The sequence below is a fragment of the Sphingobium sp. FW305-3-2-15-F-TSA7 genome (assembly GCF_058787155.1).
This window is the reverse complement of the sequence record NZ_JBYSZM010000041.1, coordinates 41625-60072: the sequence shown is the minus strand read 5'-3', so window position 1 is coordinate 60072 and position 18448 is coordinate 41625. Positions and strand designations below refer to the sequence as shown.

The window sequence follows — 18448 nt, the reverse complement described above, 5'->3', positions numbered from 1 at the left end:
GGGGGGCGGGGCGGGCGGCCGACGATGCCGCGCGGGATCGATGGCGCAAGGGCTGAGCGCAAAAAAACCGCCCAGCGCGCGCCGGGCGGCAAAAAACCTCAGGATGACCCGATTCAGCCGAGCTTGGGCACCAGCACGCCGTTGACGACGTGGATCACGCCGTTGGAATCGGCGACGTCGGGCTGTGCGATATAGGAGGGATTGCCGTTGACGTCGGTCAGCTTGACCACGCCGCTTTCGTCGGCGGTCAGGGTCAGCGTGCTGCCTTCGACGGTGGTCAGCGTGGTGCTGCCGCCGGCATCCTTCGCCTGCTTCACCAGCGTCTCGAGGGAGAGTGCGCCGGGAATGACGTGGTAGTTGAGAATCTTGGCAAGGGTGGCCTTGTTCTCGGGCTTCTTCAACGTGTCCATCGTACCCGGAGCGAGCCGGTCGAACGCTTCGTTGGTCGGTGCGAAGACGGTGAAGGGGCCGGCTCCGGACAGCGCCGCATCGAGACCGGCGGCCTTGATCGCGGACACGAGCGTCGAATGATCCGCCGATGCGGAGGCATTTTCGACGATGGTCTTGGTGGGGAGCATTTCTGCGCCGCCGACGACCGGATTGGGCAGGGCGGCTGCTTCGGTCTCGGCCTGGGCCTGTACCGCGAAGGGAGCGGAGAGGCCGAGCAGGGACGCGGCAAGAACAAGAACACTGTTCCTGGTTGACTTCATCATGATCTCCATTTGAGCTGAAAGGGGGCGCTTTCGCGCGCTTTAGCTACAAAGGATCGTCCTGTGTTGCAATTTGGTTTCGGTCGATTCGCCTCAACCGGGCGATGAGGTGCTGGCGGCGCGCAGCACTTCAGCAAACAGGCGGAAATCCTTCTCGCGGGGCGAACCGCGGCGCCAGACCAATGCGATGCGGCGGGCCGGCGAGTCGGCATCGAGCGCGCGTGCCTCGATATTGGTGCCGTCCAATATGCCTGCGTCCATCGCCATCTGGGGCAGCATCGTGACACCCAGGCCGTTGTCGACCATCTGCACCAGCGTGTGGAGCGAGGTGCCGAGCATCGATGCCTCGGCGCGCAACTCGGGGCGGTTGCATGCGGCAAGCGCATGATCTTTCAGGCAATGACCGTCCTCGAGCAGCAGCAGCCGGCTTTCGTCGATCGTGTCGGCCTTGACGCGCTCGGGCAGGTCGACCCCTTCGTCATGGGGGAAGGCGATGAAGAGCCGATCGTCGAACAGCGGGTCCGATTCGACGTCGCCACAGGCATAGGGTAGCGCCAGCAATACGCAGTCGACCTGGCCATGGTGCAATGATTCGCACGCCGAGCGACTGGTCTCTTCGCGCAGATAGAGCTTGAGTTCGGGCCAGTCGGCGCGGATGCGCGGCAGGATACGGGGAAGAAGGAAAGGGGCGATCGTGGGAATCACGCCCATGCGCAGGTCGCCGGACAGCGGCTTGCCCGCAGCGCGCGCCATTGCCGACAATTCCTCCGCCTCGCGCAGCACTCGAATCGCCTTTTCGGTGATCCGTTCGCCGAGCGGCGTGAAGCGGACGACGCGGCGCGTGCGTTCGACCAATGTGATGCCGATCAGCGATTCGAGCTCGCGCAGGCCCGCCGACAATGTCGATTGGGTGACGAAACATGCCTCCGCCGCGCGGCCGAAATGGCCGTGCTCGCGCAACGCGACGAGATATTGCAATTGCTTGAGCGTCGGCAAATAGGTCGACATTGATTACCCCGTCCGATTAGTGCGGGGTATATCATCGAATATGTGACTGTTTGAAGACGGTCAGAAAACCACGCGGTAAATGCTGTAGAGGCTGGTGATGGTCAGCACGACGCCGACCATGACGAGCAGCGTCTTGGCGGCGACGCGCTTGGCGATGATCGCCCCGAACGGTGCTGCGACGATGCCCCCGATCAGCAGGCCGATCACCGGCATCCAGAATTCGCGCGAGAAGCCTTCGGTGCCGATTCCGATCAGGAAAGTGATCGAGACCGTGATCGTCAGGAAGAACTCGACGCTGTTGACGGTGCCGATCGTCGTGCGCGGCTGCGCACCCTGGACAAGCAGGTTCGAAGTGACGACGGGGCCCCAGCCGCCGCCGCCGGCCGCGTCGAGGAAACCGCCGGCCAGGCCGAGCGGCTCGATGATCTTGGGTTCGCGATGCGCCCGCGGCGGATAGCGCAGGCCGCGGATGAGCAGATAGATGCCGATCCCGGCGAGATAGGCCATCACGAAGGGGCGTGTGATCGCGGCGTCGAGCGAGGTCAGCAGATAGGCGCCAGCGATGCCGCCGAGCATGCCGGGGATCAACAGGCGGAAGAACAGCTTCCAATTGACGTTCTTGTGGATGGCGTGGCTGATTCCCGACACACCGGTGGTGCAGCATTCCACCAGATGGACGCCCGCCGACGCGATGGCGGGCGGCACGCCCAGCACGCTGACGAGCAGAGTCGACGAAATCACGCCGAATGCCATGCCGAGTGCGCCATCAACCATCTGTGCCGCGAAACCGACCGCAATGAAGGGCAGGATGGAAAGCCAATGTTCCTGGATAAGTTCGATCATTCGCCTACCGGTCCCTCACGTCGCGGCGCTGTGCTGCACCAGCGTTGCGCGGACGACAAGACAGATTCCCTATCAATAGGCTAGACAAGCGCTTTCAGCCGGGATTTGAAACGTCCCGTCTTTATCCCTAGATTATGCCGAGTTCAGGGAGGGCCGCGATGCTGGCTGAGTTGAAAGCATATCTCGATTCGATCAAGGCGCGCGATCCCGCGCCGCGATCGCGATGGGAGATATTGCTCTATCCGGGGGTGCTGGCGATCGGCCTGCACCGTGTCGCGCATTGGCTGTACGAAGCCGAACTGTTTCTGGTTGCGCGCTTCGTCAATCACCTGTCGCGTTTCCTGACCGCGATCGACATTCATCCCGGTGCGCAGATCGGCCGCAACCTGTTCATCGACCATGGCTTTACCGTGATCGGCGAGACCGCGGTGATCGGCGACAATGTCACCATCTATCAATGCGTGACGCTGGGCGGCACCAATCCCGCCAACGGCATTGCCGGCAAGCGCCATCCGACATTGCTCGACGGTTCGATCGTCGGATCGGGCGCCCAGGTGCTTGGTCCGATCACGGTCGGCGCACGTGCACGCGTCGGCGCCAATGCGGTGGTGACCAAGGACGTGCCCGAAGGCGCGGTCATGGTCGGCATTCCGGCGCGGCAGACTTTGCTCGACGCCACCGAATATCAGAAGGGATTCGTGCCCTATGGCACGCCGTGCAGCGATATCTTCGATCCCGCGACTCAGAAGCTCGAGATCCTGAAATGCGAGCTCGAGCGGATGCAGAAGCAGCTCGACGCGATGCTGGCCGAAAAGGCCCCCAAGACGGACGGTGAACGCGAAAGCGCATGAGCGCGATCGTCACGCCATTCCCGGCTCCACGCGGCACGGTGCTGCAGATCGGGTTCGATCGCATCGAACTGACCCGGATCCTGGATTTGTACGGCCGGATGGTCGCCGCCGGGCATTGGCGCGATTATGCGATCGATCTGGGCCGCGAGGCCGCCATTTTCTCTGCGTTCCGGCGCACCGCCGAACGTCCGGAGTATCGGATCGAGAAGCGCCCGGCGCTGCGCAATCGCCAGGGCATGTGGGCGTTGGTCAATGAAGTGGGAGCGACGCTGAGGCGCGGGCATGAACTGAGTTCGGTGTTGGCCCCCGTCGAACGCAAGCTGCTCAAGCTGGTCGAGGATTAGGTCGGAGGCTTCCCCTCTCCCCCAAAAAAAGCGACGCAAAAAAATCCCCCGGGCAGGGGGGGAAGTTTTGGGGGGCCGCGCGTCATGGCGCGCGGCCCTTATGATTGCTGTTCAGGCGGTGATCGCCGGTCGGTCGAGCACCGGCAGCTTGGTGCGCAGATCGCCGGGCAGCGTGCTCACGACGAGGCGACGCGCCGGATGCCAGAAGGCCGAGAGCATCAGCAGCGCCGATCCGATCACCAGGCCGGTGAGCGCCACACTGAGGCTGACCGCGCCGAATTTCTCGAACAGCGCACTCATCGCATAGAGCACATAGGCAAGCGAAGAGACCAGCAAGGCGCGGCGATCGACGGTGAGCGAGATCATCGCGAAGATGATGTAGAGCGCGATGACGATGCCGGCCTGGGCCGTGCCGATCGTGCCGTCGAGCACGCCCAGCGCGTGGAAGATCGGATGCGCGATCATCGGCGCCGCGGCGAGATGGAGCCAGAAGGCGACGTCGGAGCGGCGGGTCTGGCGTGTACGATCGGACATATCCCACCACATGGCGAAGGCGAAGGTGGCGATGCCGCCGGCCAGAACCAGCCAGGTGAGATGTTGTGCGACGTCCTGATTGACGGCGAGCGCCAGTGCCACGACGACGCCGACGAGCGAGACGGCGCCTGCGGCGACCGTGATCGGCACGCGGAAGCGCAGCCAGTGACCCCAGGCGGCGATCGCGGTGATCACGCCGATTCCGGCCAGGATCAATGCGTTGGTGCGATCGGTGAAATCGGGTGACATATCGACGAGCGTGCCGATCATCGTCGCGGCGACACCACCCGTGAAGCTGAGCAGAAGCAGGATGCTCGGCAGCGCCATGCGGCGGCGCCGGGTGAAATATTCGGCCAGGCCCCAGCTGGCCCCGGCAACTAATGCACCGGCCAGCCCGGCCGAGCGGTCGCCGCCGATCCAGGCCAGCGCACTGAGCAGCAGCACGAGCGCGATTGCGACGAAGATGTCGTTGAAGCCGGTGAGGAGGCGGAAGCTTTCCTCATCGACGGTCGGCGTCGCGCGCCCGGCGGCGACATGGCTGCGAAACGCTTCTGCGGCCGCGGGCGTCAGCACGCCCGCGGCAACCGCGGCTTCGAGATCGGTCTCACTATACATGCGGCTTCTCCTCCCCTTGCAACGGCGAGGATAGCATTGCTGTATTAACTCAGCAATACACTATTTTCCTCCGGGGAGGGGGCTATCTGCCCTGCAGTTTCGACAGGATCGCCATCGATTGCTCGGCACCCGATTGCGGGACGGTCTCGCCGGTCCGGTCGGTGATCTGTGCCCAGCGTGCGGCGACACCTTCGGGCGTACGTTCGTCCTGCGGGATCAGCACGCCGGGTGTCAGCGTGACATAAGCGGCCTGGAACACGCCGGCGCCCGCGCCGACGATCGCATTGCTCGGTGCGTCCTCGGATACGAGGAACAGGGCTGCCGGCGCGACATTCTCGGGCGCGAAGGCGGCATAGGCTTCTTCGGGAAAGATATCGGCGGTCATCCGGGTGCCGGCGACCGGAGCCAGCGTGTTGACGCGGATATTGTATTTGGCGCCCTCCAGATAGAGCGTCTTGGTGAGCCCGGCGAGGCCGAGCTTGGCCGCGCCGTAATTGGCCTGACCGAAATTGCCATAAAGGCCGGTCGACGATGCGGTCATCAGGATGCGGCCATAGGCCTGTTCGCGCATCGTATCCCACACGGCCTTGGTGCAATTGGCCGATCCGATCAGATGGACCTTGACGACAAGATCGAAATCCTCGGGTTCCATCTTGGCGAAGCTCTTGTCGCGCAGGATGCCGGCATTGTTGATCAGGATATGGACGCCACCCCAGGCTTCCTTGGTCTTCGCGACCATTTCGACCATCTGCTCATATTCGGTGACGCTGCCGCCGTTCGACATCGCCGTGCCGCCCGCGGCCTCGATTTCCGCTACGACCTGTAGCGCGGCATCGGAATGGCCGGTGCCGTCACGCGATCCGCCGAGATCGTTGACCACGACCTTGGCGCCGCGGCGCGCCAGTTCGAGCGCATAAGCGCGTCCCAGTCCACCGCCCGCGCCGGTGACGATCGCGACCCGGTCCTTGAAATCGATGCTCATGCCCTGCTCCGAATGACGTTTACGCGAACGTCACCTAAAGCTTTGCCGAGACGATTGGAAGCCGGAACCGCCGGCCCCTCGGGAGCGTGGGGCCGGCGGGGATCGGGTTACTTGCTGTAACCCGGATCACGGCGTTGCTTGCAGCCATCGGTCACGGTGCGCGAGCACCAGGGATATTCGGCCTTTGGCGGCGGCGGTGGAAAAGCCTGCTCCACAGATTGGGACGGCCGAACGATCTTGGCCTGTCCAGCGGGAGCCGGCGGCGGTGGCGGCATCGCGGCGTCGGGCGGCGGAGCCATTGCCTCGTTTGGCGGCGGCGCGGAGGGATCGGCCGGCGGGGGTGGTTGCGCGATCGCGGCCGTGCTGAATGCAAATGCGGCCATCAGGAACATGGATCTCATCTTCGTCTCCTTGCCCCGCCCGGATGGTGCGGTGTTCCCGCATCAGCACGTCAACGAAACGAAACCCGCCAGGGTTCCTGGACGAGAGTGCCCATTGAACGGCTGGTCGCGCCTGTGGTGCGCCATATCGTGGGCTGGCCGATCAACGGGCGACCGGGGGCAGGCAGCCCAGCCCCGTGAGCGTCGTTCCGATCGCCCGATCGAGGGGCGTATGCGGTTCGGCGCCGATAACATCGATCAGGCTGGCATTGTCGAGTGCAAGCGGATGCCGCCAGAAACCACGCATCCGCGCGGTTTCGCGCAACGAGACGTTGAAGAACCCGGCAATGGCGAGCAGCGACCAGGGCATGCGCCGGACGGGAATCCCCGGATCGCCTGCGGCCGCCCTGATCGCCTGGACGATCAGGCTTCCGTCCGGATCCCAGATGCCCGCGAAATGATGGCGCGCGAGATGCGCCAGGGCCGCGTCGCGATCGAGCAGTCGCGCGAACGCCTCGCCGAGATCGGGCAGATAGGCCCAGGCATGGCCGACGCCCGGCGTTGCGGGATTCATGATCGAACGGATCGGTTTGCCGGGTTTGATCAGGCCTTGCGAGAACCAGTTATTGCCCGGCCGCGGCCCGAAAAAGTCGCCCGCACGCAGGATGAGCGCGCGAACGCCCGAGTCCGCGATGCGACGTTCCATCGCAACGCGAATCTCGCCCTTGTGCGTATCGGGGCGTTGCGGCGTGTCCGGACTTGCGAGGGGCGTGTCGCGCGGATCGAAATTATAGATGGTGCCGGGCAGTGCCAGGCGTGCATCATTGGTGCGCGCCGCCGCGATGCTGTTGTCGAGCATTGGCAGTACCAGCCTGTCCCAATCGCGATAGCCCGGCGGGTTCACCGCATGGACGACCGTGTCGGCGCCTTCGGCTGCACGCAGCACCGCCTGGCTGTCCATTGCGTCGCCCTGAACCCATTCGAAGCCCTGCGATTCGGTGGGCAACCGGCGCGCCATTGCGCGGACCCGCCAGCCGTGGCGGGACAGCGCGGCGGCGATTTCGCCACCCACGCCGCCGGTCGCACCCAGGATCAATGCCGTTTTCATGATTGTCTCCATCGGTTGAAGCTCCAATGTGCGACGCGGCGACCATGAAAGAAATTGTCGTATATGTTCGACCAATATATATAAATTTGATGAACCAAGATCCGGATTGGGAGCAGTATCGGGCGTTTCTCGCGGTTCTGCGCGAGGGGAGCCTGTCGGGCGCGGCACGTGTGCTCGGCGTCGCTCAGCCGACGGTGCGGCGGCGCATTGAGGATCTGGAGGCGATGCTCGGTACGGCATTGTTCACGCGTTCTCCGGGCGGACTCCAGCCGACCGAGACCGGTCTTTCGCTGCGCGGACATGCCGACGCGATGGCGCTTGCGGCCGCGGCGCTGGTCCGGTCCGCCTCGTCCGACGCGCGCGAAGTCGCGGGGATCGTGCGCGTGAGCGCGAGCGAAGTGATCGCCGTCGAAGTGTTGCCGCCGATGCTGGCGCGCCTGCAGGCGAAACATCCCGCGCTGGTGATCGAATTGTCGCCCAGCAACCGCAATGAGGATGTCTTGCGCCGGGAGGCCGACATTGCGGTGCGGATGGTGACGCCCGCGCAGACCGCGTTGATCGCCCAGCGCGTCGGCATGGTTCGGCTGGGGCTCCACGCGCATCGCGACTATCTCGCACGGCGCGGCATGCCGGAGACGCTGGAGGCGATGCGTGGGCATGCTCTGATCGGCGTCGAGCGTGACAGCCCCGTGCTGCGCGCGCTTCAGTCCGGCGGCCTGCCGATGGCGATCGAGGATTGCAGTTTCCGCTCCGACAGCGACCTGGCCCAGCTTGCGGCGATCCGTGCCGGCGTCGGAATCGGCATCTGCCAGTCAGCGCTCGCCACGCGCGACCCGGCGCTGGTTCCGGTGCTTGCCGGCGCCTTCGGATTCGATCTGGAAACCTGGGTCGTCTGCCACGAAGACCTGCGCAACGTCGCCCGCGTCCGCGCGGTGTTCGATGCGCTGGTCGACGGGCTGCGCCGCTATATAATTGGTATTACAGCTAAATCTGTTCAGGCCGCGTCGGCATCCAGTGCATAACCCGCCGAGCGGACGGTGCGGATGATGTCGGCGCGGTCGCCCTGGTTGATCGCCTTGCGCAGACGGCGGATATGGACGTCGACGGTGCGTGGCTCGATCTCGCTGTCGCGGCCCCAGACCGAATCGAGCAGCCTTTCGCGCGAGAACACCCAGCCGGGATGCTCGAGGAAATGCTTGAGCAGGCGGAATTCGGTCGGGCCCAGCGGTACGACCGCGCCGCCGCGCTTCACCTTGTGGCCGACCGTATCCATCTCGATATCGGCATAGCTCAGCGTCTCGCCGGCCAGCGCCGGGCGCACGCGGCGGAGCACCGCGCCGACGCGCGCGACCAGTTCGCGCGGGGAGAAGGGCTTGGTCACATAATCGTCGGCGCCGGTGTCGAGTCCGCGCACGCGATCCTCCTCTTCACCGCGCGCCGTCAGCATGATGATCGGCACATTGGCGGTGTCGGGCGCACGGCGCAGGCGCCGGCAGACCTCGATTCCCGACAGGCTCTCGACCATCCAGTCGAGCAGCACGATATCGGGCGCCGATTCCTGTGCGAGCAACAGCGCTTCCTCGCCATCGGGCGTGTGACGGACCGCGAAATCCTCGCGTTGGAAGGTATAGACGAGCAGTTCCGCGAGCGCGGCATCGTCCTCGACCAGCAGCATGTCTGCACGTGCCATGATCAGACCTCCCGCGCGGCGCGGTCGCCGAGATATTGGCCGGTGGCCGCATAATAGACCATCTCGGCGACGTTGGTCGCGTGATCGCCGACGCGCTCGAGATTTTTCGCGACGAACAGCAGGTGCGCGGCCTCGCCGATGGTCTTGGGATTTTCCATCATGAAGGTGACGAGCGTGCGGAAGATCGAATTGTAGAAATCGTCGACCACATGGTCGCGCTCGATCACGCGGAGCGCGGCGGCGGAATCGCGTGCGCCGAATGCGTTGAGCACGTCATGGACCATCTCGGTCGCGGTGTTCGCCATCGCGGGCAGCAGCGAGATCGGCTCGATCATCCGCCGGCTCTCGATCAGCGGCACGCGCTTGGCGATATTCTTGGCATAATCGCCGATCCGCTCGATCACGCCCGCGATCTTGATCGCGGCGACGACCTCACGCAGGTCGTCGGCCATCGGTGCGCGCAGCGCGATGATGCGCACCGCAAGCTTTTCGACCTGGCTCTCGATCTCGTCGATGCGCGCATCCTCCGCGACGATGCGGCTCGCGGCATTGGTGTCGCTTTTGACCAGCGCGTCCATCGCCGCGACGATCGCGGCTTCGGCGCGGCCGCCCATTTCGGAGATCAGCCCGCGCAGCTCGCCGATATCCTCGTCGAACGCCTTGACGGTATGTTCGGTGGTACCCATCGCCAGTCCTTATAAACCCGATCGATCCTCAGCCGTAGCGGCCGGTGATGTAATCCTTGGTGCGCTCTTCGCGCGGGTTGGTGAAGATCTCGGACGTGTCGCCATATTCGACAAGCGTACCGAGGTGGAAGAAAGCGGTCTTCTGCGAGACGCGCGCGGCCTGCTGCATATTGTGCGTCACGATTGCGATCGCGTAGCGGCCGCGCAGTTCGTGGATCAGTTCCTCGATCTTGGCGGTCGCGATCGGGTCGAGTGCCGAGCAGGGCTCGTCCATCAGCACGACCTCGGGATCGACCGCGATCGCGCGGGCGATGCACAGACGCTGCTGCTGGCCGCCCGACAGGGCGGTGCCGCTCTCGGCCAGCCGATCCTTTACTTCGTCCCACAAGCCGGCCTTGCGCAATGCGCTTTCGACCATCCGGTCGAGATCGGCCTTGCCCGGCGCGAGGCCATGGATGCGCGGGCCATAAGCGACATTCTCGTAGATCGACTTGGGGAAGGGATTGGGTTTCTGGAACACCATGCCCACCCGTGCGCGGAGCTGCACCACGTCCATCGACGAGGCGTAGATATCTTCGCCATCGAGCGCGATCTGCCCCTCGACACGTGCGCCGGCGATCGTGTCGTTCATGCGGTTCAGCGTCCGCAGGAAGGTCGATTTGCCGCAGCCCGACGGGCCGATGAACGCGGTGACGTTCGCCATGTCGACATCGATCGAGACCGATTTGATCGCCTGTTTGGCGCCATAGAACACGCTGACGTCGCGCGCGGTCATCTTGGGAGTTTGTGTCATGTTTTCCATTACCAGCGACGCTCGAACCTGTTGCGGAGATAGATGGCCAGCCCGTTCATGGTGAGCAGGAAGACCAGCAAGACGATGATGGCGGCCGATGTCTTTTCGACGAAGCCGCGGCTCACCTCGTCCGACCAGAGGAAGATCTGGACGGGCAGGACGGTGGCGGGATCGGTGATGCCGCCCGGCGGCGTCGCGATGAAGGCGCGCATGCCGATCATCAGCAAAGGCGCGGTTTCACCCAGCGCGCGCGCCATGCCGATGATCGTACCGGTCAGGATGCCGGGAAGCGCGAGCGGCAGGACGTGGTGGAACACCACCTGCACCGGCGAAGCGCCGACGCCATAAGCGGCATCGCGGATCGAGGGCGGCACAGACTTGATCGCATTGCGCCCGGCGATGACGATGACGGGCATCGTCATCAGCGCCAGCGTCAGGCCGCCGACGATCGACGCCGAGCGCGGCAGATGCATGAAATTGAGGAACACCGCGAGCCCGAGCAGACCGAAGATGATCGAAGGCACCGCCGCCAGATTGTTGATCGAGACCTCGATCAGGTCGGTCCAGCGGTTGCGGGGCGCATATTCCTCCAGATAGACCGCCGAGAGCACGCCGATCGGGAAGGCGAGCAACAGCGTCACCAGCATCGTGATCAGCGAGCCCTTGAGCGCACCCCAGATGCCGACACGCATCGGATCGGTCGAATCCGACGCGGTCAGGAAGTTGACGTTGAAATCGGTGCTGAGCCGCCCGGCCTTGTCGAGCATGTCGTGCGCGGCGCGTGCTGCCGCATCCTCGCCATGGCCCTTGGCGACCAGATCGATCCCGGTCGAAACGGGCACCGGGACATCGACCTTGCGCGTCAGGATCGAGGGATCGTCCTGGATCGCGTCGCGCACCGACAGCCAGGCGCCGTCGGAGATCATCGTTGCGCCCTGCGCGCCGAAAGCGGCAGTCGCTGCCTTTGCCGTCACGCTTTCCAGGTCGACCGCGGCCAGCGCCGCGCGTGCGCCGTCACCATGCAACGCCGCGGGATCGACCGCGATGCCGGCGCGCGGGAAATCGATCGGCAGGCTGACTTCGGTCTGGGTGAAGCCGCGTGCGCCGTTGCCGACCATGGTGATCAGCAGGAAGGCGAGGAAGGCGACCGAGATGAGCACGGCGCCAAGGCCAAGCAGGCGGAAACGACGCTCAGCCGCATAGCGCTTGCGGATGCGTGTCTGCATCACGTCGGTCTTCCAGTCGGTCGGCGCGCGCGCAGCGGGCTCGGCCGGGGAGACGGGCGATGGGGCGACTAGGCTGTCACTCATAAGCTTCCCGGTATTTCTTCACCACGCGGAGCGCGACGATGTTGAGCAGCAGCGTGATCACGAACAGCACAAGGCCGAGCGCGAATGCGGCAAGGGTCTTGGCACTGTCGAACTCCTGATCGCCGGTCAGCAACTGGACGATCTGGGTGGTGACGGTCGTCACGCTGGCAAAGGGGTTGGCGGTGAGGTTCGCGGCGAGGCCGGCGGCCATCACCACGATCATCGTCTCGCCGATCGCGCGGCTGACGGCGAGCAGCACGCCGCCGACCACGCCGGGAAGGGCGGCGGGCAACAGCACCTTGCGGATGGTCTCCGACGAGGTGGCGCCCATGGCGAGCGATCCGTCCTTCATTGCCTGCGGCACGGCGGCGATCGAATCATCGGCCATCGAGGAGACGAAGGGAATGATCATCACACCCATCACCAGGCCGGCGGCGAGCGCGGATTCGGAGGATGCGCTGGTGATGCCGATCGCGACCGCGAGATCGCGGAGCGCCGGCGCCACGGTGAGCGCGGCGAAATAGCCGTAGACCACGGTCGGCACGCCGGCGAGGATCTCGAGGATCGGCTTCACCCAGCGCCGCGTCGACGGCTTGGCATATTGGGTCAGGTAAATCGCGCTCATCAGCCCGAGCGGGATCGCGACGATCATGGCGATGATCGCACCGATGAAGATCGTGCCCCAGAACAATGGTACCGCGCCGAATGCGCCCGACGACCCGATCTGGTCGGCGCGGATCGCGGTCTGCGGGCTCCACTGCGTGCCGAACAGGAATTCGATCGGCGAGACCATCGAGAAGAAGCGCACCGATTCGAAGATCAGCGATGCGACGATACCGATCGTGGTCAGGATCGCGACGAGCGAGGCGAGCAGCAGCGCCCCCATCACCAGCCGCTCTACGCGGGTGCGCGCCCGGAAATCGGGGCGGACCTTGGTGAAGGCATAAGCGCCGCCCGCAAAGGCCAACAGTAGTGCGACGACCGCGCCGATCGTCCCGTAGAAACCGAGCGCCTGGGCATAAGCAGGCGCAAGCGCTGCCGATTTCGCGTTGAAGCCCGCGGCGATCGATCCGTCGGCCAGCGCGCGCGCCTCACCCAGGATCGCCGAACGCTCCATGCCGAAGCTGGGGAGCTCGGCGGCGGCGGGGCTTGCGAGCACCGCCTGGGTGACGAGGCCGGGTGACACCGCCGCCCAGACCGCAAGGAAGAGCAGGGCGGGTACCGCGACCCACAGCCCGACATACCAGGCGTGATAGGCGGGCAGCGAATGCGGCCGCTGCGACGCGGGGCCGGCGATCACGAAGCGCGACGCACGCACCCGCGCGCTGATCCATGCGATCAGCCCGAGGCCCAGTACGAGGAAGAGGAGAGCGAGGGTGGACACTTAGCCACGCACCTTTCGTGTCATCCCCGCGCAAGCGGGGATCCAGGAACACGGTTTCATTCGGACAATCCTGCGCTGCTGGATTCCCGCTTGCGCGGGAATGACAGGGTAAGGCTCTAAAGCCGGGCTCACTTCAGGTCTTTGCCGTCCATGAACTTGAGCGCGCGGGCGGTCTCGGCATTGACGGCGCGAACCGCGTCGGGCGATGCGATCAGTCCGCGGCGCGCCAGATAGCCATCGGCGTTCCAGGCGCTCGCATATTCGGCGATGAATTCCTTGAGGCCCGGCACGGCATTCAGGTGTGCGCCCTTGACGTAGATATACATGGCGCGCGCGCCCGGATAGCTGAAGTCCGCGATCGTCTCGTAGGTCGGTGCGATGCCGTTGATCTTCACACCGCGGACGGCGTTGAGATTCTCTTCGAGGAAGCTGTAGCCAAGCACACCGATCGCGGTGGGATTGGAAGTCAGCTTCTGGACGATGAGATTGTCGTTCTCGCCCTGCTCGACATAGACCTTGTCCTCACGGACCTTGGTGCAGATCGTCTTGTGCTTGTCGGCGTCCGCTTCCTTGAGCGCCTTCATTGCCGGATCGGCGTCGCAACCCTTTTCCAGGATCAGCTCGGCGAGCGAATCTCGCGTGCCCGAGGTGGACGGCGGGCCAAGCACCTGGATCGCGATCGCGGGCAGGGCGGGGTTCACGTCCTTCCAGGTCTTGGCGGTCTGCGGCTTGCCATAGGGCGTCGCCGCGATCGCCTTGTAGATATCCTGGACGGTCAGCGCCATTGCGGGGCCGTTATTGGCTTCGATCAGCGCCAGGCCATCGATACCGATCTGGATCTCGACAATGTCCTTCACGCCGTTCTTCTGGCAGTCCTCGAACTCGGACTTCTTCATGCGGCGCGATGCATTCTCGATGTCGGGATGCTGGACCCCGACGCCCGCGCAGAACAGCTTCATGCCCGAACCGGTGCCGGTCGATTCGACCACAGGAGCCTTGAACTGAGCGTTCTTGCTCGCGAATTGTTCGGCAACGGCCTTGGTGAAGGGGTACACGGTCGACGAGCCGACCACCTTGATCTGGTCGCGGCTCGCGCCGGCCGAATCGCCGCCGGCGCCTCCGCAGGCGGCAAGCCCAAGCGGCAGCGCGAAAATGGCGATTTTCCTGAACATTCGAGTCTCCCGACAGCGTAACAATCTGTGTCTGGCGCGGCGGTAGCAGCGACTCTTGAGGCTTTTGTTGCACATTGGTGACGCTTTTATGACAGTGCCCGGGGTGCGATCGGGAAAGCGCTCCGTCGCGCTTTTCAAGACGCCGCGGGAAGCGTCACGGTCACGGTCGTTCCCGTGCCCGGAACGCTGGAGATATCGAGACGGCCGCGATGCCGCTCGATGATATGTTTCACGATCGACAGTCCGAGGCCGGTACCGCCCATGGCGCGACTGCGGCCCGAATCGACCCGATAGAAGCGCTCGGTCAGGCGGGGCAGGTGCTTGGGATCGATGCCGTCGCCCTGATCCTCCACCGTCAACCGGATCATGTCCGCATCGGCGGGTGCGAGCGTGATCCGCACCGGGCTTCCCGCCCGGCCATATTTGATCGCATTGCCGATGATGTTGTGGAGAAGCTGCGACAGCTGCGCCCGATCGCCGGCCACGGCAGGCAACGCGCCAGCCGCATCGATTTCGAGCGCGCGGTCGCGGCTGGCGGGTTGATCCTGAATCACGCGCGTCACTTCGCCCGTCAGCGCGCGCAGATCGATTGCATCATCGGGTGCGCGATGCTTTTCCGCCTCGATTCGTGACAGCGAGATCAGATCGTCTACCAGCGTCTGCATGCGCTGCGCCTCTTTCATGATCACGCCGAGGAAACGGGTGCGCGTCGCTTCCTCGCCGCCGGCTTCTCCGCCCAATGTCTCCGCAAAGCCCAGGATCGCGGCGAGCGGTGTTCGCAATTCGTGGCTGGCATTGGCGACGAAATCGACGCGGATGCGCTCGGCGGCATGTGCCAGGCTGCGGTCGACCAGATGGACGAGACGCCGACCGTCGGCCAGTTCGGCGATGCGCATCAGCCAGCGCTGTTCGCGCGTGCCTAGTCCGATCAGTTCGATGCCGCGATCGATGCCGCCGTCGAGTGGACGAGCGAGATGTTCGGACGCCGCAGGGTGGCGGATCGCGGTGCGCACGTCCTCGCCCAATATATGGCGGCCGAGCAGTGCGAGTGCGGCGCTGTTGGCCACGACGATGCGGCCGTCGCGGATCAGCAGCAGCGGATCGGTCAGCGCGTCGAGCAGTTCGTTCGCGCTGGACCCGTTGCGTGCGCCTTCGGCCGAGGGCGGCGGCGTGTCAGGGGTCGACGCGCGGGGATAGATGGCAAGCAGGATGGCGCCGATCCCGCCGGTCAGGAAGATCAGCACGGATTCGAATGGGGCACCGAGCGCGGTGCCGACGAACGCCGAGATCGCAACGATTGCCGCGGCGGCAGCGGTCCAGGCAGAATCGAAAGTCTTCATCGCGGTGCCCTTATGCCATTTGCGTGACACTTGTGTGCAGAATCCGGGGCATGGTTAATGGCGTCGCGTCGGCGCGGATTTACGTTTATGCAATCATAAGCGGGTATAAGGGCGCGATGATGGATCAGCCGGACGACAGCGACGAAACCGGAAAGCCGAACGCTTCGCGGCGTCAGGCACTGATGATCGGCGCGGTCGCGGCGTCGGCCGTGGTCTCGATCCGCCCTGCATTGGCCCAGACCGCAGGCTCGGTGCTCAATTGCGAGATTCCCGTGCCCGATGCGGCACGTGCCGGCAATTATATCGCGCCCGACGGCAGCCTGGTCCCTTCGGATACGCCGGGCGCGTTCCCGCCATCGCCGCGTCCGTTCAAGGGCGAGGAAGTCCGTTCGACGCTGCGCAGCGGCCGTTCTCTGCCGGGCACCGATCCGTCGCGCAGCCAGGCCTATACCAATTATATCCGTCGTCTTCAGCAGGGCCAGAGCGGCTTCACCTGCTACGCCTCGCTGCAGAATCCGCGGCGCTAATTTCCCTGTCATGGGGGGCATCGTCTACCGGGCGGATCCGCCCTCGGCACGGTGCCTGGTGGCGCTCGACGCACTCGACCTGATCTATCATCGTCCTTCGGGCATGACGCATGTCGTATCCGAGCCGGTTCCCCAGATTCTCGACATGTTGGCGGATGGGCCGACCGATGCGGAGGGCGTCGTGGCGCGCCTGTCGGCACGCCATGATTTCGATCCCGAAGGCGCGGTCGAGGCGATCGCCGCGCGGTTGATCGAGCTCGAAGCGATCGGCCTGGTCCAGCGCGCATGATGCATCGCTTCTCCGTTCGTATCGGTCCGGTGGGGTTCCGTATCGGATCCGCCTGGCCGCAGCCGGTCGCGGCGCTCCGTGCGCTTTATGCCGGTTATCCGGAACTCGAGGATGGCGTGGCCGACTTCACGGTGCGGCTGGAGCCCGAGCGGCCATGGCGCCGCTTCCTGCGCCCCTCCGTCGCGATCCATGGCGATTTCACGCTGCCCGATGCTGCTCCACTGCCGCTGGCACAGGGCCTGCTCGCCGCCGAGATGGGCATGAATTTGCAGATGGCGCTCGGCCAGCGCCGTTATCTGCTGCTGCATGCGTCCGCGGTGGAGCGCGACGGCCGCGCGCTGCTGATGACCGGCCATTCGGGGGCGGGCAAGTCGACGCTGGCGGCGCTGCTCGGCGAACGCGGCTGGCGGTTCATGGGCGACGAATTCGCGCTGCTCGATCCCGAAACCGGGTTGCTCCATGCCTTTCCACGGATGGTCAGCCTGAAGAATGCTGCGATCGCGGCGATGACCGCGGAGGTTGCTCCCGATCGTTTCGGCCCGTTGCTGAGCGGTACGCCCAAGGGCGATATCCGCCATCTGCGCCCCAACCGGGCCGCGCTGGAGGCAATGGATGTGCCCGCACGGCCCGCACTGATCCTGTTTCCGCGCTATGGCTTCGCCAAGGCGGATCGGCCGGTGGGAGCGAGCGAGGGTTTTGTGCGGTTGACCCAGGCCTCGACCAATTATGTCGCGATGGGTGAGCCCGCCTTCGATGCGCTTTCGGCGCTGGTACGCGACGTGCCGGGCCGCGCGATCGACTATCCCGATACGGAGAGCGCGGTCGCGCAGGTCGAACGGCTCTGGACGGAAGAGGCACGATGAAGGCGCTTGCCGACGCGTTGCGCGATCCGGAGAGCACCGCGCGGTTCGATGCGGGTGACTGGACGGCGCTGATCGCGGCCGCGCGCGCAGAGCAGTTGATCGGCAGTCTCGCCTTCCGACTGGAAGGGCAGCCGATGCCCGGCGCCGCTGCGCGTATCCTGGCCGATGCCCGTGCGTCGGCCGAACAATGGCGCCGTTCGGCATTGTGGGAGGCGGAAATGGCACGCCGTGCGCTGGCCGCGCTCGACCTGCCCGTGATCCTGATGAAGGGCACTGCCTATGCCGCCGCCGGGATGGACGCCGGGGTGGGGCGCTCGATCGGCGATCTCGACATCATGGTGCCGCAGGGTGCGCTGGGTCCAGTGGAGGCGGCGCTGCTCGCCGCTGGCTGGGAATGGGTGAAACCCGATCCCTATGACGATGCCTATTATCGCGAGCATATGCACGAGCTGCCGCCGCTGATCCATCGCGAGCGCGACCGGATGATCGACGTCCATCATACGATATTGCCGTTGACGGCGCGGATTACGCCGGATGCGGCGGCGATGGTGGCGGACAGCGTCGAGCTTACCGACGGGCTGCGCACCTTTTCCCCGGAAGATATGGTGCTGCACGGTGTCGCGCATCTCTTTGCGGACGGCGATCTCGCAGGAGGTTTGCGGAACCTGTGGGATCAGGACCGGCTCCTCCGCCAACTCGGCGTTGAGCCCGGCTTCTGGGATCGCCTCGGCGCCCGCGCGCAGCTACATGGCCTCACTCGGCATCTCGCGCTCGCCTTGCGCCTGACCCGGCGTCTCTATGCGACGCCGGTCGATCCGGCGCTGGCCGGACGCGCCGGGCTGTTGGACGGCTGGTTCGTCCGCCGTCTGCTCGCGCGCGACGGTTGGGGGCGCTCGACGCGCAAGTTCACTCAACTCGCTTTCTATATCCGCTCGCACTGGCTGCGCATGCCGCCGTTGATGTTGGCGCGGCATCTCTGGACCAAATGGCGCAAGAGCTAAAAAGCCCCTTCCCTGAAG

Annotated in this window: 21 protein-coding genes; 7 read left to right on the top strand and 14 right to left on the bottom strand. The window is 65.1% G+C overall.

What is annotated here, in order from left to right; genetic code table 11:
- Positions 1–113 precede the first annotated feature (113 nt).
- From AC3WN8_RS25830 to AC3WN8_RS25820, 3 genes are all read right to left on the bottom strand, one after another.
- The gene (locus tag AC3WN8_RS25830) at positions 114–710 is read right to left on the bottom strand and encodes a fasciclin domain-containing protein (RefSeq protein ID WP_492672381.1); all 597 of its coding nucleotides are present in this window, start codon (positions 708–710) and stop codon (positions 114–116) included.
- A 93-nt stretch (positions 711–803) separates the two neighbouring features.
- Positions 804–1718, bottom strand: coding sequence for a hydrogen peroxide-inducible genes activator (locus tag AC3WN8_RS25825; RefSeq protein ID WP_492672380.1), 915 nt, complete (start codon positions 1716–1718; stop codon positions 804–806).
- 60 nt (positions 1719–1778) lie between these two features.
- The gene (locus AC3WN8_RS25820; RefSeq protein ID WP_492672379.1) at positions 1779–2561 is read right to left on the bottom strand and encodes a sulfite exporter TauE/SafE family protein; all 783 of its coding nucleotides are present in this window, start codon (positions 2559–2561) and stop codon (positions 1779–1781) included.
- Between the two features lie 158 nt (positions 2562–2719).
- Between AC3WN8_RS25820 and epsC the strand changes: the two genes are divergently transcribed.
- Entirely contained in the window at positions 2720–3412 is a 693-nt protein-coding gene (epsC, locus tag AC3WN8_RS25815) for a serine O-acetyltransferase EpsC (protein ID WP_492672378.1), read from the top strand.
- Positions 3409–3756: a DUF2794 domain-containing protein gene (locus AC3WN8_RS25810; protein ID WP_492672377.1), complete on the top strand. Its 348-nt coding sequence runs from the start codon at positions 3409–3411 to the stop codon at positions 3754–3756. The genes epsC and AC3WN8_RS25810 overlap by 4 nt, the downstream gene beginning before the upstream one ends.
- 111 nt (positions 3757–3867) lie before the next feature.
- Here the strand turns inward: AC3WN8_RS25810 and AC3WN8_RS25805 are convergent, their stop codons facing one another.
- The 4 genes from AC3WN8_RS25805 to AC3WN8_RS25790 form a co-directional block, all read right to left on the bottom strand.
- Positions 3868–4905, bottom strand: coding sequence for a hypothetical protein (locus tag AC3WN8_RS25805; RefSeq protein WP_492672376.1), 1038 nt, complete (start codon positions 4903–4905; stop codon positions 3868–3870).
- Between the two features lie 82 nt (positions 4906–4987).
- Positions 4988–5887, bottom strand: a complete 900-nt coding sequence (locus AC3WN8_RS25800) for an SDR family NAD(P)-dependent oxidoreductase (RefSeq protein ID WP_492672375.1) — start codon at positions 5885–5887, stop codon at positions 4988–4990.
- A gap of 107 nt (positions 5888–5994) precedes the next feature.
- Positions 5995–6288: a hypothetical protein gene (locus AC3WN8_RS25795; protein ID WP_492672374.1), complete on the bottom strand. Its 294-nt coding sequence runs from the start codon at positions 6286–6288 to the stop codon at positions 5995–5997.
- A gap of 142 nt (positions 6289–6430) precedes the next feature.
- Entirely contained in the window at positions 6431–7375 is a 945-nt protein-coding gene (locus AC3WN8_RS25790) for an NAD(P)H-binding protein (protein ID WP_492672373.1), read from the bottom strand.
- An 89-nt stretch (positions 7376–7464) separates the two neighbouring features.
- Between AC3WN8_RS25790 and AC3WN8_RS25785 the strand changes: the two genes are divergently transcribed.
- Complete coding sequence (locus tag AC3WN8_RS25785) at positions 7465–8397, top strand: LysR family transcriptional regulator (RefSeq protein WP_492672372.1); 933 nt, start codon at positions 7465–7467, stop codon at positions 8395–8397.
- Here AC3WN8_RS25785 and phoB read toward each other — a convergent pair.
- From phoB to AC3WN8_RS25750, 7 genes are all read right to left on the bottom strand, one after another.
- On the bottom strand, positions 8370–9065 hold the full coding sequence (gene phoB / locus AC3WN8_RS25780) for a phosphate regulon transcriptional regulator PhoB (RefSeq protein WP_222987988.1): 696 nt from the start codon (positions 9063–9065) through the stop codon (positions 8370–8372). The genes AC3WN8_RS25785 and phoB overlap by 28 nt on opposite strands.
- 2 nt (positions 9066–9067) lie before the next feature.
- A complete protein-coding gene (gene phoU / locus AC3WN8_RS25775) occupies positions 9068–9751 on the bottom strand; it encodes a phosphate signaling complex protein PhoU (protein WP_492672371.1) in 684 nt (227 codons plus the stop codon).
- Positions 9752–9779: 28 nt separating this feature from the next.
- Positions 9780–10553 carry a phosphate ABC transporter ATP-binding protein PstB gene (gene pstB / locus AC3WN8_RS25770; RefSeq protein WP_492672370.1) on the bottom strand — a complete coding sequence of 258 codons (774 nt, stop codon included), beginning with the start codon at positions 10551–10553 and terminating at the stop codon, positions 9780–9782.
- Positions 10553–11854: a phosphate ABC transporter permease PstA gene (gene pstA, locus AC3WN8_RS25765; RefSeq protein ID WP_492672369.1), complete on the bottom strand. Its 1302-nt coding sequence runs from the start codon at positions 11852–11854 to the stop codon at positions 10553–10555. Before pstA ends, pstB begins: the two co-directional genes overlap by 1 nt.
- Positions 11847–13238, bottom strand: a complete 1392-nt coding sequence (gene pstC, locus AC3WN8_RS25760) for a phosphate ABC transporter permease subunit PstC (protein WP_492672368.1) — start codon at positions 13236–13238, stop codon at positions 11847–11849. Before pstC ends, pstA begins: the two co-directional genes overlap by 8 nt.
- A 128-nt stretch (positions 13239–13366) precedes the next feature.
- Entirely contained in the window at positions 13367–14410 is a 1044-nt protein-coding gene (locus AC3WN8_RS25755) for a substrate-binding domain-containing protein (protein ID WP_492672367.1), read from the bottom strand.
- 134 nt (positions 14411–14544) lie between these two features.
- On the bottom strand, positions 14545–15750 hold the full coding sequence (locus AC3WN8_RS25750) for an ATP-binding protein (protein WP_492672366.1): 1206 nt from the start codon (positions 15748–15750) through the stop codon (positions 14545–14547).
- A 116-nt stretch (positions 15751–15866) separates the two neighbouring features.
- On the opposite strand from AC3WN8_RS25750, the gene AC3WN8_RS25745 reads away from it, so the two are divergent.
- From AC3WN8_RS25745 to AC3WN8_RS25730, 4 genes are read left to right on the top strand one after another with little or no spacing between them, the layout of a single operon-like run.
- Positions 15867–16277 carry a hypothetical protein gene (locus AC3WN8_RS25745; RefSeq protein ID WP_492672365.1) on the top strand — a complete coding sequence of 137 codons (411 nt, stop codon included), beginning with the start codon at positions 15867–15869 and terminating at the stop codon, positions 16275–16277.
- A 10-nt stretch (positions 16278–16287) separates the two neighbouring features.
- The gene (locus tag AC3WN8_RS25740; RefSeq protein ID WP_492672364.1) at positions 16288–16566 is read left to right on the top strand and encodes an HPr-rel-A system PqqD family peptide chaperone; all 279 of its coding nucleotides are present in this window, start codon (positions 16288–16290) and stop codon (positions 16564–16566) included.
- Positions 16563–17429, top strand: coding sequence for an HprK-related kinase A (locus AC3WN8_RS25735; RefSeq protein ID WP_492672363.1), 867 nt, complete (start codon positions 16563–16565; stop codon positions 17427–17429). Before AC3WN8_RS25740 ends, AC3WN8_RS25735 begins: the two co-directional genes overlap by 4 nt.
- Positions 17426–18430 (top strand): nucleotidyltransferase domain-containing protein, encoded by a 1005-nt coding sequence (locus tag AC3WN8_RS25730; protein ID WP_492672362.1) that lies wholly within the window; start codon positions 17426–17428, stop codon positions 18428–18430. The genes AC3WN8_RS25735 and AC3WN8_RS25730 overlap by 4 nt, the downstream gene beginning before the upstream one ends.
- Positions 18431–18448 lie beyond the last annotated feature (18 nt).

Bases quoted from the DNA above. Each gene is read 5' to 3' on its own strand.
- AC3WN8_RS25830 (WP_492672381.1), bottom strand. From the start codon at position 710: ATGAAGTCAACCAGGAACAGTGTTCTTGTTCTTGCCGCGTCCCTGCTC.
- AC3WN8_RS25825 (WP_492672380.1), bottom strand. From the start codon at position 1,718: ATGTCGACCTATTTGCCGACGCTCAAGCAATTGCAATATCTCGTCGCG.
- AC3WN8_RS25820 (WP_492672379.1), bottom strand. From the start codon at position 2,561: ATGATCGAACTTATCCAGGAACATTGGCTTTCCATCCTGCCCTTCATT.
- epsC (WP_492672378.1), top strand. From the start codon at position 2,720: ATGCTGGCTGAGTTGAAAGCATATCTCGATTCGATCAAGGCGCGCGAT.
- AC3WN8_RS25810 (WP_492672377.1), top strand. From the start codon at position 3,409: ATGAGCGCGATCGTCACGCCATTCCCGGCTCCACGCGGCACGGTGCTG.
- AC3WN8_RS25805 (WP_492672376.1), bottom strand. From the start codon at position 4,905: ATGTATAGTGAGACCGATCTCGAAGCCGCGGTTGCCGCGGGCGTGCTG.
- AC3WN8_RS25800 (WP_492672375.1), bottom strand. From the start codon at position 5,887: ATGAGCATCGATTTCAAGGACCGGGTCGCGATCGTCACCGGCGCGGGC.
- AC3WN8_RS25795 (WP_492672374.1), bottom strand. From the start codon at position 6,288: ATGAGATCCATGTTCCTGATGGCCGCATTTGCATTCAGCACGGCCGCG.
- AC3WN8_RS25790 (WP_492672373.1), bottom strand. From the start codon at position 7,375: ATGAAAACGGCATTGATCCTGGGTGCGACCGGCGGCGTGGGTGGCGAA.
- AC3WN8_RS25785 (WP_492672372.1), top strand. From the start codon at position 7,465: ATGAACCAAGATCCGGATTGGGAGCAGTATCGGGCGTTTCTCGCGGTT.
- phoB (WP_222987988.1), bottom strand. From the start codon at position 9,065: ATGGCACGTGCAGACATGCTGCTGGTCGAGGACGATGCCGCGCTCGCG.
- phoU (WP_492672371.1), bottom strand. From the start codon at position 9,751: ATGGGTACCACCGAACATACCGTCAAGGCGTTCGACGAGGATATCGGC.
- pstB (WP_492672370.1), bottom strand. From the start codon at position 10,553: ATGGAAAACATGACACAAACTCCCAAGATGACCGCGCGCGACGTCAGC.
- pstA (WP_492672369.1), bottom strand. From the start codon at position 11,854: ATGAGTGACAGCCTAGTCGCCCCATCGCCCGTCTCCCCGGCCGAGCCC.
- AC3WN8_RS25755 (WP_492672367.1), bottom strand. From the start codon at position 14,410: ATGTTCAGGAAAATCGCCATTTTCGCGCTGCCGCTTGGGCTTGCCGCC.
- AC3WN8_RS25750 (WP_492672366.1), bottom strand. From the start codon at position 15,750: ATGAAGACTTTCGATTCTGCCTGGACCGCTGCCGCCGCGGCAATCGTT.
- AC3WN8_RS25745 (WP_492672365.1), top strand. From the start codon at position 15,867: ATGATGGATCAGCCGGACGACAGCGACGAAACCGGAAAGCCGAACGCT.
- AC3WN8_RS25740 (WP_492672364.1), top strand. From the start codon at position 16,288: ATGGGGGGCATCGTCTACCGGGCGGATCCGCCCTCGGCACGGTGCCTG.
- AC3WN8_RS25735 (WP_492672363.1), top strand. From the start codon at position 16,563: ATGATGCATCGCTTCTCCGTTCGTATCGGTCCGGTGGGGTTCCGTATC.
- AC3WN8_RS25730 (WP_492672362.1), top strand. From the start codon at position 17,426: ATGAAGGCGCTTGCCGACGCGTTGCGCGATCCGGAGAGCACCGCGCGG.